Annotated in this window: 21 protein-coding genes and 1 pseudogene; 5 read left to right on the top strand and 17 right to left on the bottom strand. The window is 41.2% G+C overall.

Annotated elements, in window-relative coordinates; genetic code table 11:
• Nucleotides 1-13: 13 nt before the first annotated feature.
• The 17 genes and pseudogenes from rpsH to PYV58_RS02060 form a co-directional block, all read right to left on the bottom strand.
• The gene (gene rpsH, locus PYV58_RS02140; protein ID WP_004725709.1) at nt 14-409 is read right to left on the bottom strand and encodes a 30S ribosomal protein S8; all 396 of its coding nucleotides are present in this window, start codon (nt 407-409) and stop codon (nt 14-16) included.
• A 13-nt stretch (nt 410-422) separates the two neighbouring features.
• Entirely contained in the window at nt 423-728 is a 306-nt protein-coding gene (gene rpsN / locus PYV58_RS02135) for a 30S ribosomal protein S14 (RefSeq protein WP_004725707.1), read from the bottom strand.
• A 9-nt stretch (nt 729-737) separates the two neighbouring features.
• Complete coding sequence (gene rplE, locus PYV58_RS02130; RefSeq protein WP_004725705.1) at nt 738-1,274, bottom strand: 50S ribosomal protein L5; 537 nt, start codon at nt 1,272-1,274, stop codon at nt 738-740.
• Between the two features lie 16 nt (nt 1,275-1,290).
• Nucleotides 1,291-1,608: a 50S ribosomal protein L24 gene (rplX, locus tag PYV58_RS02125; RefSeq protein ID WP_004725703.1), complete on the bottom strand. Its 318-nt coding sequence runs from the start codon at nt 1,606-1,608 to the stop codon at nt 1,291-1,293.
• 11 nt (nt 1,609-1,619) lie between these two features.
• Complete coding sequence (rplN, locus tag PYV58_RS02120; protein WP_004725701.1) at nt 1,620-1,988, bottom strand: 50S ribosomal protein L14; 369 nt, start codon at nt 1,986-1,988, stop codon at nt 1,620-1,622.
• A gap of 92 nt (nt 1,989-2,080) precedes the next feature.
• Nucleotides 2,081-2,338 carry a 30S ribosomal protein S17 gene (gene rpsQ / locus PYV58_RS02115; protein ID WP_004725698.1) on the bottom strand — a complete coding sequence of 86 codons (258 nt, stop codon included), beginning with the start codon at nt 2,336-2,338 and terminating at the stop codon, nt 2,081-2,083.
• On the bottom strand, nt 2,335-2,532 hold the full coding sequence (gene rpmC / locus PYV58_RS02110) for a 50S ribosomal protein L29 (RefSeq protein WP_004725696.1): 198 nt from the start codon (nt 2,530-2,532) through the stop codon (nt 2,335-2,337). Before rpmC ends, rpsQ begins: the two co-directional genes overlap by 4 nt.
• On the bottom strand, nt 2,532-2,945 hold the full coding sequence (rplP, locus tag PYV58_RS02105) for a 50S ribosomal protein L16 (protein WP_004725694.1): 414 nt from the start codon (nt 2,943-2,945) through the stop codon (nt 2,532-2,534). The genes rpmC and rplP overlap by 1 nt, the downstream gene beginning before the upstream one ends.
• A pseudogene (gene rpsC / locus PYV58_RS02100) lies at nt 2,885-3,701 on the bottom strand (30S ribosomal protein S3). The gene rplP and the pseudogene rpsC overlap by 61 nt, the downstream one beginning before the upstream one ends.
• Before the next feature lies 1 nt (nt 3,702).
• Nucleotides 3,703-4,032, bottom strand: coding sequence for a 50S ribosomal protein L22 (rplV, locus tag PYV58_RS02095; RefSeq protein ID WP_004816873.1), 330 nt, complete (start codon nt 4,030-4,032; stop codon nt 3,703-3,705).
• 9 nt (nt 4,033-4,041) lie between these two features.
• On the bottom strand, nt 4,042-4,317 hold the full coding sequence (gene rpsS / locus PYV58_RS02090) for a 30S ribosomal protein S19 (RefSeq protein ID WP_004281508.1): 276 nt from the start codon (nt 4,315-4,317) through the stop codon (nt 4,042-4,044).
• Between the two features lie 19 nt (nt 4,318-4,336).
• Complete coding sequence (gene rplB, locus PYV58_RS02085) at nt 4,337-5,161, bottom strand: 50S ribosomal protein L2 (RefSeq protein ID WP_004725686.1); 825 nt, start codon at nt 5,159-5,161, stop codon at nt 4,337-4,339.
• Between the two features lie 11 nt (nt 5,162-5,172).
• Complete coding sequence (gene rplW / locus PYV58_RS02080) at nt 5,173-5,493, bottom strand: 50S ribosomal protein L23 (protein WP_004725684.1); 321 nt, start codon at nt 5,491-5,493, stop codon at nt 5,173-5,175.
• Nucleotides 5,490-6,092 (bottom strand): 50S ribosomal protein L4, encoded by a 603-nt coding sequence (gene rplD / locus PYV58_RS02075; RefSeq protein ID WP_004816870.1) that lies wholly within the window; start codon nt 6,090-6,092, stop codon nt 5,490-5,492. The genes rplW and rplD overlap by 4 nt, the downstream gene beginning before the upstream one ends.
• Nucleotides 6,093-6,103: 11 nt before the next feature.
• Entirely contained in the window at nt 6,104-6,742 is a 639-nt protein-coding gene (gene rplC, locus PYV58_RS02070) for a 50S ribosomal protein L3 (protein WP_004816868.1), read from the bottom strand.
• A gap of 61 nt (nt 6,743-6,803) precedes the next feature.
• Nucleotides 6,804-7,115: a 30S ribosomal protein S10 gene (rpsJ, locus tag PYV58_RS02065; protein ID WP_004725677.1), complete on the bottom strand. Its 312-nt coding sequence runs from the start codon at nt 7,113-7,115 to the stop codon at nt 6,804-6,806.
• Between the two features lie 274 nt (nt 7,116-7,389).
• Nucleotides 7,390-8,115 (bottom strand): type 1 glutamine amidotransferase, encoded by a 726-nt coding sequence (locus PYV58_RS02060; protein WP_004725673.1) that lies wholly within the window; start codon nt 8,113-8,115, stop codon nt 7,390-7,392.
• Between the two features lie 180 nt (nt 8,116-8,295).
• Here PYV58_RS02060 and PYV58_RS02055 point away from each other — a divergent pair, with 180 nt between their 5' ends.
• From PYV58_RS02055 to yihA, 5 genes are all read left to right on the top strand, one after another.
• On the top strand, nt 8,296-9,486 hold the full coding sequence (locus tag PYV58_RS02055) for a PLP-dependent transferase (RefSeq protein WP_034614372.1): 1,191 nt from the start codon (nt 8,296-8,298) through the stop codon (nt 9,484-9,486).
• Nucleotides 9,487-9,788: 302 nt separating this feature from the next.
• On the top strand, nt 9,789-11,348 hold the full coding sequence (locus PYV58_RS02050) for a helicase HerA-like domain-containing protein (RefSeq protein ID WP_034614375.1): 1,560 nt from the start codon (nt 9,789-9,791) through the stop codon (nt 11,346-11,348).
• A gap of 318 nt (nt 11,349-11,666) precedes the next feature.
• On the top strand, nt 11,667-12,875 hold the full coding sequence (gene hmpA / locus PYV58_RS02045; protein ID WP_275059694.1) for an NO-inducible flavohemoprotein: 1,209 nt from the start codon (nt 11,667-11,669) through the stop codon (nt 12,873-12,875).
• Between the two features lie 94 nt (nt 12,876-12,969).
• Nucleotides 12,970-13,413: an Rrf2 family transcriptional regulator gene (locus PYV58_RS02040; RefSeq protein WP_004816858.1), complete on the top strand. Its 444-nt coding sequence runs from the start codon at nt 12,970-12,972 to the stop codon at nt 13,411-13,413.
• 123 nt (nt 13,414-13,536) lie between these two features.
• Nucleotides 13,537-14,394, top strand: coding sequence for a ribosome biogenesis GTP-binding protein YihA/YsxC (gene yihA, locus PYV58_RS02035; RefSeq protein WP_004816856.1), 858 nt, complete (start codon nt 13,537-13,539; stop codon nt 14,392-14,394).
• The last annotated feature ends 51 nt before the right edge of the window (nt 14,395-14,445 follow it).

Raw genomic sequence — 14,445 nt, 5'->3', positions numbered from 1 at the left:
GAGGAATCACCTATTAAGAAACAAAAGCAATAACTTCACCACCAACGCCTGCAGCACGTGCAGCGCGATCAGTCATGATGCCTTTGCTTGTAGAAACAATTGCAATACCTAAACCTTGCTTAACGCTCGGAAGTGCATCTTTACCGCGATACTGACGTAGACCTGGACGGCTTACGCGTTTCACAGTTTCGATAACTGGTTTGCCTTCAAAATATTTTAAAGTAATTGTCAAAGTAGCTTTGCCTTCAAGATCAGCAACTTCTACATTTGAAATGTAACCTTCTTGTTGAAGTACGTTTGCAATTGCAACTTTCAACTTAGAATTAGGCATAGAAACAGTTTGTTTCTTTGCCATTTGTGCGTTACGAACACGTGTTAGCATGTCGGCAACGGTATCTTGCATACTCATTTATAGTCGCTCCTTACCAGCTTGCCTTAACAACGCCCGGTACATCACCCTGCATTACTGTGTCACGTAATTTGTTACGGCTTAAGCCGAACTTACGGAAGTAACCATGAGGACGACCAGTTAAACCACAACGGTTACGAAGACGTACTGGAGACGCATTACGTGGTAATGCTTGTAACTTCATCATCGCTTCGAAACGTTCTTCATCAGATGCATTTACGTTTGCAATCGTAGCTTTTAATTCAGCACGTTTTGCAGCGTATTTAGCAACTGTAGTTTCGCGTTTCAATTCGCGATTAATCATACTTTTCTTAGCCATATCGACCTCTTATTTGAACGGGAAGCCGAATGCACGGATTAGCGCACGGCCTTCGTCATCAGTACGAGCAGTCGTAGTGATAGTAATATCCATACCACGAATACGATCGATCTTATCAAAATCGATTTCAGGGAACATAATTTGTTCCTTGAGACCCATTGAATAATTACCACGACCATCGAATGATTTCGCAGAAAAACCGCGGAAGTCACGAATACGAGGGATAGCGATAGAGATCAAACGGTCTAAGAATTCGTACATTTGTTCGCCGCGTAAAGTTACTTTACAACCAATCGGCCAACCATCACGGATTTTAAAACCAGCGATTGATTTGCGCGCTAATGTAAGAACTGGTTTTTGACCAGCAATAGCTTGCATATCCGCCAAAGCGCCATCTAACAATTTCTTGTCAGCTGAAGCCGCACCAACACCCATGTTGATGGTGATTTTAGTAATGCGAGGAATTTCCATCACATTGCCCAAACCAAGTTCTTCTTTCAACTTAGCTCGGATTTCGTCGTTATAACGTGTTTTAAGTCTGGCCATAGCCTAGTTCAACCTATTACTTCGCTACCGCCACTGATTCACCATTTGATTTGTAAACGCGAGTTTTCACGCCTTCAATCACTTGGTAACCAACACGGTCAGCCTTTTGGGTTGCAGCATTAAAAACTGCCACGTTTGAAATATGAAGCGAAGCTTCTTGTGTAACAATAGCGCCTTCAGCACCTGTTGCACGGTTCGGCTTTTGATGCTTCTTAACTAAATTAAGGCCTTCAACCTTAACTTGGTCATTTGAAACAGACAAAACAGTACCCTGTTTGCCTTTTTCTTTACCTGCGATCACAATTACTTGATCGCCTTTTCTAATCTTAGCCATGATTGCCTCTATTATAGAACTTCAGGAGCCAATGAAATGATTTTCATGAACTGTTCAGTACGAAGTTCACGAGTCACTGGTCCGAAAATACGAGTGGCAATCGGAGCCTTGTTGTTGTTCAAGATAACTGCAGCATTATCATCGAAACGGATCACAGAACCGTCTGGACGACGAATACCGAATTTAGTACGAACTACAACTGCATTCATCACGTCACCTTTTTTAACACGGCCACGCGGAATTGCTTCTTTTACAGTAACTTTAATAATGTCGCCAACAGAAGCATAACGACGATGTGAACCACCAAGTACTTTAATACATTGTACGCGGCGAGCACCACTGTTGTCTGCTACGTCTAGCATACTTTCGGTCTGAATCATTGCCCTACTCCAAAACCGAGCATCACCGGTCGCAATTTCGAAAGGCTCAAAGAGTACTCGAAATTGACCGATGATGCAACAAGAACGTCTAATTACTCAGCAGCTGCTTCAATAACTTCCACTAAAGTCCAAGCTTTAGTTTTTGAAATTGGGCGGCTTTCTTTAATGGTTACAACATCGCCAGTTTTAGCAGTGTTGTTCTCATCATGAGCGTGTAATTTTGTTGAACGGCGGATTGATTTGCCATACAACGGGTGTTGAACGCGGCGTTCAATAAGTACAACAATAGACTTGTCCATTTTGTCACTTACTACTTTGCCTGTTAACGTGCGAACTGTTTGCTCACTCATTGTGCGTTCCCCTGTTTTTCGGTAAGGAGGGTCTTGATACGAGCAATAGTCTTACGAGTTAACGCAACTTCATGCGATTTACCCAATTGACCAGTTGCTTTCGCCATACGAAGACGGAATTGGTTAAGCTGTTGCTCATCAAGCAAAGCTGCCAACTCTTCTACCGATTTTTCACGTAGATCTTTAGTTTTCATTACATCACCGTCTTAGTAACGATAGTGGTTTTAAATGGAAGCTTAGCAGCTGCAAGCGTAAACGCTTCGCGTGCCAATTCTTCACTAACACCATCCATTTCGTACAAGATCTTACCTGGTTTGATTTGGCAAACCCAGTATTCCACAGAACCTTTACCTTTACCCATACGAACTTCTAATGGTTTTTCAGTAATTGGTTTGTCTGGAAAAACACGGATAAAGATCTTACCACCACGTTTAACACGACGGCTAATTGTACGACGCGCAGCTTCGATTTGACGAGCAGTCATTTGACCACGCTCAACAGATTTAAGTGCGATTGTACCGAAAGATACTGTGCTACCACGATGCGCTAGACCAGTGTTACGGCCTTTTTGCACCTTACGGAATTTAGTACGTTTAGGTTGCAACATGGATTATTCTCCTTTTTCAGCAGAACGATCATTGCGACGACCACGACGCTCTTGACCTTCACCACGACCGCGACCGCGTTTAGCTGGACGTTCTTCAGCAGGAGCAGGGTTCATGACTTGTTTCATGCCACCTAAGATCTCGCCACGGAAAATCCAAACTTTAACACCAATCGTACCGTAAGTAGTTTCAGCGCGCATAGTTGCATAGTCGATGTCAGCACGAAGTGTATGTAAAGGTACACGACCTTCACGATACCATTCAGTACGTGCAATTTCTGCACCACCTAAACGACCAGAAACTTCAACTTTGATACCTTTAGCACCAGCACGCATAGTGTTTTGAACCGCACGCTTCATAGCACGACGGAACATTACACGTTTCTCTAATTGTGAAGCAATTGCTTCAGCAACTAAACGAGCGTCTAAGTCTGGGCGATCGATTTCGTTGATGCTTACTTGCGCTGGAACACCCATAATCTTGGTAAGTTCACGCTGTAATTTCTCAATGTCTTCGCCTTTTTTACCGATAACGATACCTGGACGAGCAGTGCTAATTGTTACCTTAGCAGCGCCTGTAGGACGTTCGATAAGAATATTGCTGATCATCGCGCTTTTAAGTTTTTTAGTTAAAAACTCACGAACTTGAAGATCTTTAAGCAAGTATTCAGCGTATTGTTTCGGACTCGCATACCAGTTGGCGTTATGACGTTTTACAACACCAAGGCGGATACCGATTGGATGAACCTTCTGACCCATATCAAACCCCTACCTTAACGGTAATGTGACAAGTACGCTTAGTAATACGATCTGCACGGCCTTTAGCACGTGGCATAATACGTTTAAGGCTAGTGCCTTCATCAACGTAAATCGTAGTAACCTTAAGGTCGTCTACATCTAAACTGTTATTGTGTTCAGCGTTTGCAATTGCAGATTCCAATGCTTTTTTCACTACAACTGCAGCTTTTTTGTTGCTGAAGTTTAAGATATTAAGCGCGTGAGCAATAGATTTGCCACGGATTAGGTCTGCAACCAAACGAGTTTTTTGTGCCGAGATAGCGGCACCGCGTAATTTAGCAGTAACTTCCATCATAGCACCTTAACGTTTAGACTTCTTGTCAACACCGTGACCACGATAGGTACGAGTTGGCGCGAATTCACCGAGTTTGTGACCAACCATATGTTCAGATACGATCACTGGAACATGGTTACGACCATTATGTACAGAAATTGTTAAACCAACAAAATCCGGGAGGATCATCGAACGACGCGACCAAGTTTTGATCGGCTTACGGTTATTAGCCGCGATAGCCGCTTCAACCTTAGCGAACAAGTGCGCATCGACGAATGGGCCTTTTTTCAGAGAACGAGGCATTGTCAGATTCCTTTACTTGTTACTTAACGCGACGGTCGCGAATGATCATCTTAGTCGTACGCTTATTGGTACGAGTTTTGTACCCTTTAGCTTTTTGACCCCATGGGCTTACAGGTTGAATACCTTTGTTACGCCCTTCACCACCACCATGTGGATGGTCAACTGGGTTCATCGCCATACCACGAACGGTAGGACGAACACCACGCCAGCGTGCAGCACCTGCTTTACCAAGTGAACGAAGGTTGCTTTCTGAGTTAGATACTTCACCTAACACAGCGCGACATTCAACGTGTACTTTACGCATTTCGCCTGAACGAAGACGAATGATTGCGTAAGAACCGTCACGACCCAACAACTGAGCAGAAGTACCAGCAGAACGCACTAATTGTGCACCTTTACCGATTTTAAGCTCAATGTTATGTAATGTAGAACCGATAGGCATATTACGAAGCGGTAAGCAGTTACCTGGACGAATTGGAGCATCGTTACCAGATTGTACTTTATCGCCAGCACGCAAGCCTTTAGCAGCAATAATATAACGACGTTCACCGTCAGCATATTTCAATAAAGCAATATGTGATGTACGGTTAGGATCGTATTCAATACGTTCAACTACAGCAGGGATGCCGTCTTTGTTACGTTTGAAGTCAACGATACGGTAGTTTTGTTTATGACCACCACCAACGTGACGAGTTGTAATGTGACCGTTATTATTACGACCACCAGTACGTTTTTTAGCTTCAACCAACGGTGCATAAGGCGCGCCTTTGTGAAGATGATTATGAACCACCTTCTCTACAAAGCGACGTCCTGGAGACGTTGGCTTACATTTTTGAATTGGCATAATTTTCGTCCTTATTCCGCTGTGCTTTCAGCGGTATCGCCCAAGTCAGCCATTTCAACATCTTGGCCAGCTTTCAGGGTGACGTATGCTTTTTTAACATCAGAACGACGTCCTAATGTTTTACCAAAGCGTTTAGTCTTACCTTTAGTGATAGTCGTGTTAACTTTAACAACTTCTACACCAAATAATTGCTCTACTGCTTTTTTGATTTCAAGTTTGTTTGCATCGATAGCAACTTTAAAAACTTGAACACCAGCAGTTTCGCCTAGAACTTGTGCTTTTTCTGAAAAAACAGGCCCTTTTAGGACTTGATAGATACGTTCGTTGTTCATCCGAGTTCTACCTCAATCTTCTTAGCAGCCGCAACAGACATAACAACTTTATCAAACGCGATCAAGCCAACAGGATCGATCCCAGCAGCATCAACCACATCAACGTGTGGAAGGTTACGAGCAGCTAAATATAGATTTTCATCTACAGCTTCAGTAACGATTAATGCGCGAGTAGCGTTCAAGCCGTTTAGTTTTGCAAGCAATTCTTTAGTTTTTGGAGCTTCAACTGCAAACTCTTCAACCAATACAAGACGATCTTGGCGAACAAGTTCAGCTAAGATACATTGCATTGCACCGCGGTACATTTTGCGGTTTACTTTTTGAGACCAATCTTGTGGACGAGCAGCAAAAGTTTTACCACCACCAACCCAGATTGGGCTACGAATAGAACCAGCACGAGCGCGGCCAGTACCTTTTTGACGGAATGGTTTTTTACCACCGCCAGAAACGTCTGCACGTGACTTCTGAGCTTTAGAGCCTTGACGACCACCAGCTAAATAAGCTGTAACAACTTGGTGTACAAGAGCTTCATTAAATTCACGTCCGAAAGCAACTTCAGACAATTCAACAGCAGAGCCGGAAACAGTTTTTAAATTCACGTTATTTCCCCTCAGGCCTTGATCGTAGGACGAACGATAACGTCGCCACCAGTAGCACCAGGAATCGCACCTTTAACAACAAGAACTGAACGTTCTGCGTCGATAGATACAATTTCAAGACCTTGTACAGTTACGCGATCATCACCTAAGTGACCAGGCATTTTTTTGCCTTTGAACACGCGACCAGGAGTCTGGTTTTGACCTGTAGAACCAATTACACGGTGAGATACTGAGTTACCATGTGTAGCATCTTGCGTACGGAAGTTCCAACGCTTAACACCACCCTGGAAGCCTTTACCTTTTGATTGACCAGTAACGTCAACAACTTGACCTACTGCGAACAAATCAACACCGATAGTGCCACCAACTTCACGACCTTCAAGATCAGCTTCTGCAACGCGGAATTCTTTAACTAAACGACCAGCAGCAACACCAGCTTTCGCAAAGTGACCTTTCTGAGCATTTGTTACGCGAGATTCGCGACGTTCACCAGTAGTGATTTGAATCGCTTGATAACCATCAGTTTCAAGCGTTTTGATTTGAGTGATACGGTTAGGATCAACCTCAATCACTGTTACAGGCACAGAAACACCAGCATCTGTAAAGATACGTGTCATACCGCACTTGCGACCGACTAAACCAATAGCCATGTGCATAAACCTCTAAAAAAGCGGCCTAATTAACTTATAGAGCGTTAATTAACCGAAAGCCTTAACCCAATGCGATCTGAACATCAACACCAGCTGCAAGATCCAACTTCATCAACGCATCTACAGTTTTATCTGTAGGTTGAACGATGTCGATCAAACGTTTATATGTGCGGATTTCATATTGGTCACGCGCATCTTTGTTCACGTGTGGTGATGTTAAAACGTTAAAACGTTCGATGCGAGTAGGCATCGGAATTGGACCACACACTTGTGCGCCAGTACGTTTTGCTGTTTCTACGATCTCTTGAGAAGATTGATCAATTAAACGATGATCAAAAGACTTAAGACGGATACGAATTCTCTGGTTAGACATACCAGTTAACTCCAAGCCAAATATATAAAGAATCACCCTTGACGCATCTCACCCCACTAAATAAGGTAAGTGTCAAAGGCAGTGAAAATCACTAAGGTCGTGATCGATGCCACGACTGTAACGATCTGAATGACTTTCTTCGCCATTCACCCCGCCATATCGGAGGGTCGCTCATTATAACGATTGTTTAACACTTAAGCAAACTTATTTGGACATTTTTACCTTTTTTTGAGTAATTAATTATAAATAAAGCGCTTATTATTTAAACACCAGCTTAAACCCTTAAAACGTAGTCAATCGCATGATTGAGCAACTGATTCCCAATCACATAATCCGTTTGTTGCGATTTTTTTAGCTTCAATAATGATTGACTGTGTACTCCACTAAACACCATATCTTCTTCTTCATGCTCAATGAAGATTTTTAAGCTATGCGGGGTGATTTCTGGATGGAACTGAAACCCCAATACATTTTTACCAATCTGATAAAGTTGGTTGGGACATGCTGGATTCTCCGCCAAACGAATTGCGCCTTTAGGAATATCAAAGGTCTCACTATGCCATTGCATGACATTGACCCGCTCAGGCAATTGGAAATAACCTTCTGGCACATGGTTGCTTTTATTGACCAAGGTCCAGCCAATCTCTTGCACAGTATTACGTCGAACATTGGCACCTAGAGCATTGGCTATCAACTGCCCACCCAAACACAACCCGATTGCGGGCTTTTCCGAAGCCAAATAACGGCGAATCCATCGTTTTTCGACCTTTAACCAAGGATAGTTGGCTTCATCATTTACACTCATTTCCCCACCCATAATGATGAGTAAATCCACATCATTGACATGCGGCAAAGCTTCTATTTCTAATTGTGAATCTGTGGGTAAAGCAAAAAATTCTGTTGCAGTAATTTCTGCGCCCATTGCTTTTAAATACTCATAACAGCTACCAAAGCCTTCACCTGCAATATGCTGAAAATAATGCACTTTAAGTTTTTTCATGTTATCACCTATTCTTGTTGTATCAATTACGCTACAAACCACAAAACATAGTTGGATAAATGCAAAAATGAAGCCAATATCAATTTTATTTATTATTTTTCACAATTTATTGCTTTTCGTCACTGAGCGATTATGTTTTGCTTACTTTAGTCCAGCTATTAACAAAAATTGAGTATTCCTGTGAAACAAAAACCAGTTACTGCTTTAATTCATTCTTCTCGTAAAGCACCACAATATATAAATACAATACAGCCTCCCCTATTTCGTGCGTCAACAATTATATTTGAAAATACCGATGCACTATTTAATCGCCATTGGACAGATCGTTATGACTATAGTTACGGCACACATGGCACACCGACAACATTTACCCTAGGCGATCACATTGCCCAAATAGAAGGTGGTGAATATTGCTTGCTTGCACCCAGTGGTTTATCTGCGATTAATCTGGTTAATTCATGTTTTTTGAGCCATGGAGATGAAGTCTGGGTCGCTGACAATATCTATGGTCCCAACATGGAACATCTACGTCATCTTGAAAAAAGTTATGGCATTATTGTTCAAGTTTATAATCCTATCGATGCAGACACATTCCAACCCAATGAAAATGCCAAACTGATTTGGCTAGAAGCCGCAGGTTCAGTCACACTCGAATTTCCTGATTTGGTGAGTTTAGTCAAAAAAGCCAAAGCAAAAAATATCCTCACGGCTTTGGACAATACCTGGGGCGCTGGCCTAGCGTTTAATGCCTTTGATTTTAGTCATGAACATTTAAGTGTAGATATCAGTGTACATGCCTTAACCAAATACCCAAGTGGTGGTGGCGATATTTTAATGGGATCTGTGGTCACTCAAGATAAAGCCTTACATCATAAGCTGTTCCGTATGCATGCCATTCAAGGTATCGCGATTTCAGGTGATGATGCTGCACAAGTGCAACGTAGTTTGGTCTCAATGCAAATTCGTTATGAGCATCAGTCGCAAAGTGCTTTAAAGATTTTAAATTGGTTAAAGAGTCAAAATGCGTTTGCTCAAGTTTTACACCCTGCGGATTCTGACAATATAAGTCACACCTATTGGAACCAGACCTGTCAAACAGGACAAAGTGCTGGCCTGGTTAGTGTTATTTTTAAACCTGAGTTTGATATCAACAAAATCAGAAAGTTTTGTGATCATTTATCTTTATTTAAACTCGGTTTTAGTTGGGGTGGTCCTGTCAGCTTAGTCATGATTTATAATCTGACTGACATGCGTCATTTAGAACGCGCACATCTAGAGCAAGGTCTATTGGTTCGTTTCTGTATTGGCTTAGAGCATCCAGACGATTTAATCCAAGATATTCAAAACGCACTTCAAGCCATTCAAGCTTAATATTTCAACTCAGCAGGCTTAATACATAATCTCTGGGTCTTTGCTATATAAATGATGGCAAGGGCCCTACACTCACCTTTAAACACGATTAAGTGCAGAGATCATTCAGCGAAAAGTACATTTAGCTTTTACTTATTCCCTGTGCATTTCAAGAAACAATCCACACCACCCTACAGTCATATTCAACAATAAAAACAGATTTACAACATCATCATTTAATGCAATTTTGTATAACAACAATGATATAAATATTGAGTCAGATAAAGAATATCCAAACTCAAATTAAAGCTATAGGAATAACAATGGGCACACCAATCGTCATCGCAAAAAAAACTTCAGATACAACACAAGATATTGTATTACATTCACAATTTGCTAACCGTCATGGTTTAATTGCAGGCGCCACAGGTACAGGTAAAACCGTTACCCTTAAAGTGCTTGCTGAAAGTTTCTCACGAATTGGTGTACCCGTATTTCTTGCCGATGCCAAAGGGGATGTTTCCAGTATCGCCAAAGCAGGTTCAACCAATCCTAAATTTGAAGAACGCATTAAAAGCTTAGGGGTAGACAGTGTTCCTTTTGCTGGGTCACCGACTATTTTTTGGGATTTATTTGGTGAGCAAGGACATCCGATCCGTACCACAATCTCTGAAATTGGCCCACTGTTACTTTCGCAAATGCTGAATTTAAATGACACTCAAGAAGGTGTACTTTCAGCGGTGTTCCGTGTTGCAGATGATCAAGGCTTACTGTTAATTGATTTTAAAGATTTAAAAGCCATGCTGACCTATGTCAGTGAAAATGCTGCGGCTTTAAAAGCAGAATACGGCAATCTCTCACCAGCAAGTTTAGGTGCTATTCAGCGTAATCTATTGGCTTTAGGCGATCAGGGCGGTCAACGTTTCTTTGGTGAGCCAAGCCTTGATATTATGGATTTTATCCAAACTGATGCCAATGGACATGGTTATATTAACCTCTTGGCTGCGGATAAGCTGATGAACACACCAAAGCTCTATGCAACATTTCTGCTTTGGATGCTTTCAGAATTATTTGAAAAGCTACCTGAAGTCGGTGACTTAGATAAGCCAAAATTGGTGTTCTTTTTTGATGAAGCGCATTTGCTCTTTGATAATGCCAGCCCAGCTTTACAAGAAAAAATTCAACAAGTGGTCCGTCTAATTCGCTCTAAAGGTGTCGGAATTTATTTCATCTCACAAAGCCCATTAGATATTCCAGAAAATGTTTTAGGACAACTGGGCAACCGTGTACAACATGCCTTACGCGCGTTTACCCCTAAAGATCAAAAAGCAGTAAAAACTGCTGCTGATACCTTCCGCGCTAATCCAGAGTTTAAAGTAGATCAAGCAATTACAGAATTGGCTGTTGGTGAAGCGCTTATTAGTTGCCTAGATGAACAAGGTACACCTCAAGTGGTTGAACGAGCGATGGTGATGCCACCCTACTCATCATTTAGCCCAATCACTTTAGATGAACGAAAAGCCTTAATGGCACAAAGTATTGTTGCGGGTGTTTATGATAATGAAGTGGATCGTGATAGCGCTTATGAAATGCTACAACGTAAAGTTTCTGATAGCTCACAACAGCAGGTGGCTTTTGATGCAGTGGCTCAACAAGCCAAGCAATTAGAAGAGCTCACAAAGCAACAACAGACCATCGATAAACAACAAGCCAAAGAGCAAGAACGCTTAGAAAAAGAGGAAGCAAAAGCTGCAGCTGCACGTGCCAAACTGACTCAAGACGTGATCGGAACTTTTGCTAAAAGCGCCGCAAGAACCTTAGGTGGTCCTACAGGACAAAAACTGGTCCGCGGTTTGTTAGGTTCATTATTTGGTGGGCGTTGATTCGTTTAAACACAAATATGAGGAGCGTTAGCGCTCCTTTTTTATTCTCCATTTTTATAGCTTATCTTCTTGCTTATGTTTTTATTCGCTTATACCGCTTATCAAGCCCGCTAAACATATCTAAAAGCATATCTAAAAACTTATTCAAAAAATTCATCTAAAAACTTAAAAATAAATTCAATAATTTCAATCAATAAAACTTAAACTCAAACTAAACCATAATTATTTTATGTGTTTTTCTTAAAGGTGTATTGCAAATACATTTTATAAGATGTATTTTAAATACATCTTATAAATGACAGCCAAGAGAGATCAACAATGACTCCGCAGCAAATTGACCTTGTAAAAGCAACAGTTCCTGTTCTTCGCGAAAATGGTGTAGCACTTACCGGTTATTTTTATAACCGCATGCTCGGCAATAATCCTGAATTAAAAGAAACCTTTAATATGGGGCATCAACGTAGTGGTGCACAGGCTCAAGCTTTGGCTGGTGCTGTTTTAGCATATGCTGAAAATATTGAAGATCCTTCAGTACTTTTGCCTGTGGTTGAACTGATTGCCCATAAACATGTCAGTCTGAATATTCAAGCACCTGATTACAACATTGTCGGTGAAAACCTATTACATTCAATTAGTGAAGTATTAACTATTTCGATGGAAGATCCATTAATTGACGCATGGGCTGCAGCTTATGGGCAATTGGCCGATCTATTTATCAGTACTGAAAAAGCGATTTATGAACAGCACCAACAAACTCAAGGCAGCTGGTTAGGCTGGCGTAAATTTAAAATCGCTAAAAAAGTGGATGAAAGCGAAGAAATTACCTCTTTCTATCTTGCACCAGTCAATGGTGGTGCATTACCTAAATATGAAGCGGGTCAATATATTTCAGTGCGCGTATTTGTTGAAGCATTAGGCTTAAAACAACCACGTCAATACACGCTATCGACAAGTCCACAGGCAGACTATTTACGTATTTCAGTTAAACGTGAAGATGAAAAAGGTGATTTGGCAAGTGGTTGGGTATCAAATACTTTACATGGCTTAGCTGAAGGTTCAGAAATTGAAGTGTCTGCTCCAACAGGTAACTTCTACCTGATTGATAGTAGCAAACGTAATGTCTTCATTAGTGCGGGTGTAGGTTTAACCCCAATGATTGCAATGCTTAACCAATTGGTGACTTTAGACATGCCTCAACCGGCTAGCTTTATTCATGCATGTCGCAGTAGCCAAGTACATGCGATGAAACAACATATCCAAGAGCAAAAAACTAAATTCCCACGTCTCAGTACATTTACAGCTTATGAGTTCCCACATAGCGGTGATGTTATAGGTGAGGACTATGATGTGGCTGGTCGTTTAGACTTAGCAACGCTTGATACAGCATTACTCCCAGCCCATGCTGATTATTATCTTTGTGGCCCAATACCATTTATGCAACAACAACACCAAGCATTGGTGGCTCGTGGTATTAAACCTGAACAAATTCATAGTGAAGCGTTTGGTACGGGTGGTGCAGGTATCTAAATCTCCATTCGTTCTTTATAAGGCTGGTCTATGATAGACTGGCCTTATTTATTTCAGGATGAGATACATCTTTACCCATAGATGAGCAGCCTACATGCAACTAAATAAATTTACCGACTATGCCCTGCGCATCTTAATGTACATCGCGCCTCCAAAAGATGTGCCTTATACAATTGCCGAAATTGCAGAAGATTTACATGTTTCAGAAAATCACTTGGTCAAAATTGTGCATTTTATGGGAAAACAAGGTTGGTTGATTACCACACGAGGTAAAGGCGGTGGTTTGCGCTTAAACCCAGATATCTTAGAATTTCGCTTAGGACATATTGTAAGAATTCTCCAACGCGATGCACAAATTGTAGAGTGCAATACGCCACCTTGTGTGCTACGTCCACGCTGCGGCTTAAAGGGTATTTTAGATCAGGCCGTTGAACAGTTTTATCAAAGCCTAGATCACTATACTGTTGCCGATGTTCTCAATGCACCACCACAACATCCAAAGATCGTAAACTCGCCTATTCCCAATCTCAATGTGTAAATCGCAAAAGCTCATCATCCAGCATCTCAATAATCAATATCTCAGTTAACACGATCAAAATTCGCTTGAATCACCGACTTCCTTTATAATGCACTTTGTTTATCCGTTTATTGAAGTTGAAATATGCATCGCAGCAGTGGAAAGTCTAAAAATAGTAAGACCTCAAGCGCCCCTAAACAAAAAATCAGTTATGAAAAAAAGGCTGATCCTGCGATTTCAGAATACTCAACTTCATCTTTGAACTGGTTGCGTAAAGCTGAATTTCTGATGAGTGCACCTAAACTGAATCTTTGTGTAGAAGACACCGGTTATGAAGTTGCCTTTGCAGGCCGTTCAAATGCAGGAAAATCAAGTGCTATCAATGCATTGACCAATCAAAAGCAATTGGCACGCGCGTCGAAAAGACCTGGCCGTACGCAAATGATTAACTTTTTTAGTTTAGGTAATCCAGATCAACGCCTTGTCGATTTACCAGGTTATGGTTATGCAGCTGTACCTGAAGCAATGAAAATTGTCTGGCAAAAAGAACTTGAGAATTATTTGATTCATCGAAAAAGTTTACAAGGTCTGGTTCTACTCATGGATATTCGCCACCCTTTACAACACTTCGATGTGATGATGCTGGAATGGGCATATTCACGTCACTTGTTTGTGCATGTACTGTTGACTAAATCCGACAAACTCAACCGTGGTCCTGCCAGTAAAGTGTTGTTAGATGTACAACAACAATTGAAGAAAATGAAGTTGAATTTTTCAATACAACTGTTTTCATCACTCAATAAACAAGGTCTAGAAGAACTTGCGTCAATTATGGCCGGTCGCTTAAATTACACCTTAGACAAAACTTTAGATTTTGATATTGATGCAATTCCTGAAGCCACTGAAGATGATTTGGATGATGAGTTCATTGATCAAGACCAAGAATCCGAATTCAATAGTGAAAATATTGATGGAAATGTAGATGAAAATCCACAAGCATAAATAAAAAAGTCTTGTCTAACAAAATTCATCACATATTGATACTGGAATGTC

Source organism: Acinetobacter sp. TAC-1 (assembly GCF_029025845.1).
Lineage (GTDB): Bacteria > Pseudomonadota > Gammaproteobacteria > Pseudomonadales > Moraxellaceae > Acinetobacter > Acinetobacter guillouiae.
The sequence above is the reverse complement of the archived record's forward strand: the minus strand, read 5'-3'. Positions and strand labels throughout refer to the sequence as shown.

Excerpts from the sequence above, each read along its gene's own strand:
- rpsH (WP_004725709.1), bottom strand. The coding sequence starts at position 409 with ATGAGTATGCAAGATACCGTTGCCGACATGCTAACACGTGTTCGTAAC.
- rpsN (WP_004725707.1), bottom strand. The coding sequence starts at position 728 with ATGGCTAAGAAAAGTATGATTAATCGCGAATTGAAACGCGAAACTACA.
- rplE (WP_004725705.1), bottom strand. The coding sequence starts at position 1,274 with ATGGCCAGACTTAAAACACGTTATAACGACGAAATCCGAGCTAAGTTG.
- rplX (WP_004725703.1), bottom strand. The coding sequence starts at position 1,608 with ATGGCTAAGATTAGAAAAGGCGATCAAGTAATTGTGATCGCAGGTAAA.
- rplN (WP_004725701.1), bottom strand. The coding sequence starts at position 1,988 with ATGATTCAGACCGAAAGTATGCTAGACGTAGCAGACAACAGTGGTGCT.
- rpsQ (WP_004725698.1), bottom strand. The coding sequence starts at position 2,338 with ATGAGTGAGCAAACAGTTCGCACGTTAACAGGCAAAGTAGTAAGTGAC.
- rpmC (WP_004725696.1), bottom strand. The coding sequence starts at position 2,532 with ATGAAAACTAAAGATCTACGTGAAAAATCGGTAGAAGAGTTGGCAGCT.
- rplP (WP_004725694.1), bottom strand. The coding sequence starts at position 2,945 with ATGTTGCAACCTAAACGTACTAAATTCCGTAAGGTGCAAAAAGGCCGT.
- rplV (WP_004816873.1), bottom strand. The coding sequence starts at position 4,032 with ATGGAAGTTACTGCTAAATTACGCGGTGCCGCTATCTCGGCACAAAAA.
- rpsS (WP_004281508.1), bottom strand. The coding sequence starts at position 4,317 with ATGCCTCGTTCTCTGAAAAAAGGCCCATTCGTCGATGCGCACTTGTTC.
- rplB (WP_004725686.1), bottom strand. The coding sequence starts at position 5,161 with ATGCCAATTCAAAAATGTAAGCCAACGTCTCCAGGACGTCGCTTTGTA.
- rplW (WP_004725684.1), bottom strand. The coding sequence starts at position 5,493 with ATGAACAACGAACGTATCTATCAAGTCCTAAAAGGGCCTGTTTTTTCA.
- rplC (WP_004816868.1), bottom strand. The coding sequence starts at position 6,742 with ATGGCTATTGGTTTAGTCGGTCGCAAGTGCGGTATGACACGTATCTTT.
- rpsJ (WP_004725677.1), bottom strand. The coding sequence starts at position 7,115 with ATGTCTAACCAGAGAATTCGTATCCGTCTTAAGTCTTTTGATCATCGT.
- PYV58_RS02060 (WP_004725673.1), bottom strand. The coding sequence starts at position 8,115 with ATGAAAAAACTTAAAGTGCATTATTTTCAGCATATTGCAGGTGAAGGC.
- PYV58_RS02050 (WP_034614375.1), top strand. The coding sequence starts at position 9,789 with ATGGGCACACCAATCGTCATCGCAAAAAAAACTTCAGATACAACACAA.
- hmpA (WP_275059694.1), top strand. The coding sequence starts at position 11,667 with ATGACTCCGCAGCAAATTGACCTTGTAAAAGCAACAGTTCCTGTTCTT.
- PYV58_RS02040 (WP_004816858.1), top strand. The coding sequence starts at position 12,970 with ATGCAACTAAATAAATTTACCGACTATGCCCTGCGCATCTTAATGTAC.
- yihA (WP_004816856.1), top strand. The coding sequence starts at position 13,537 with ATGCATCGCAGCAGTGGAAAGTCTAAAAATAGTAAGACCTCAAGCGCC.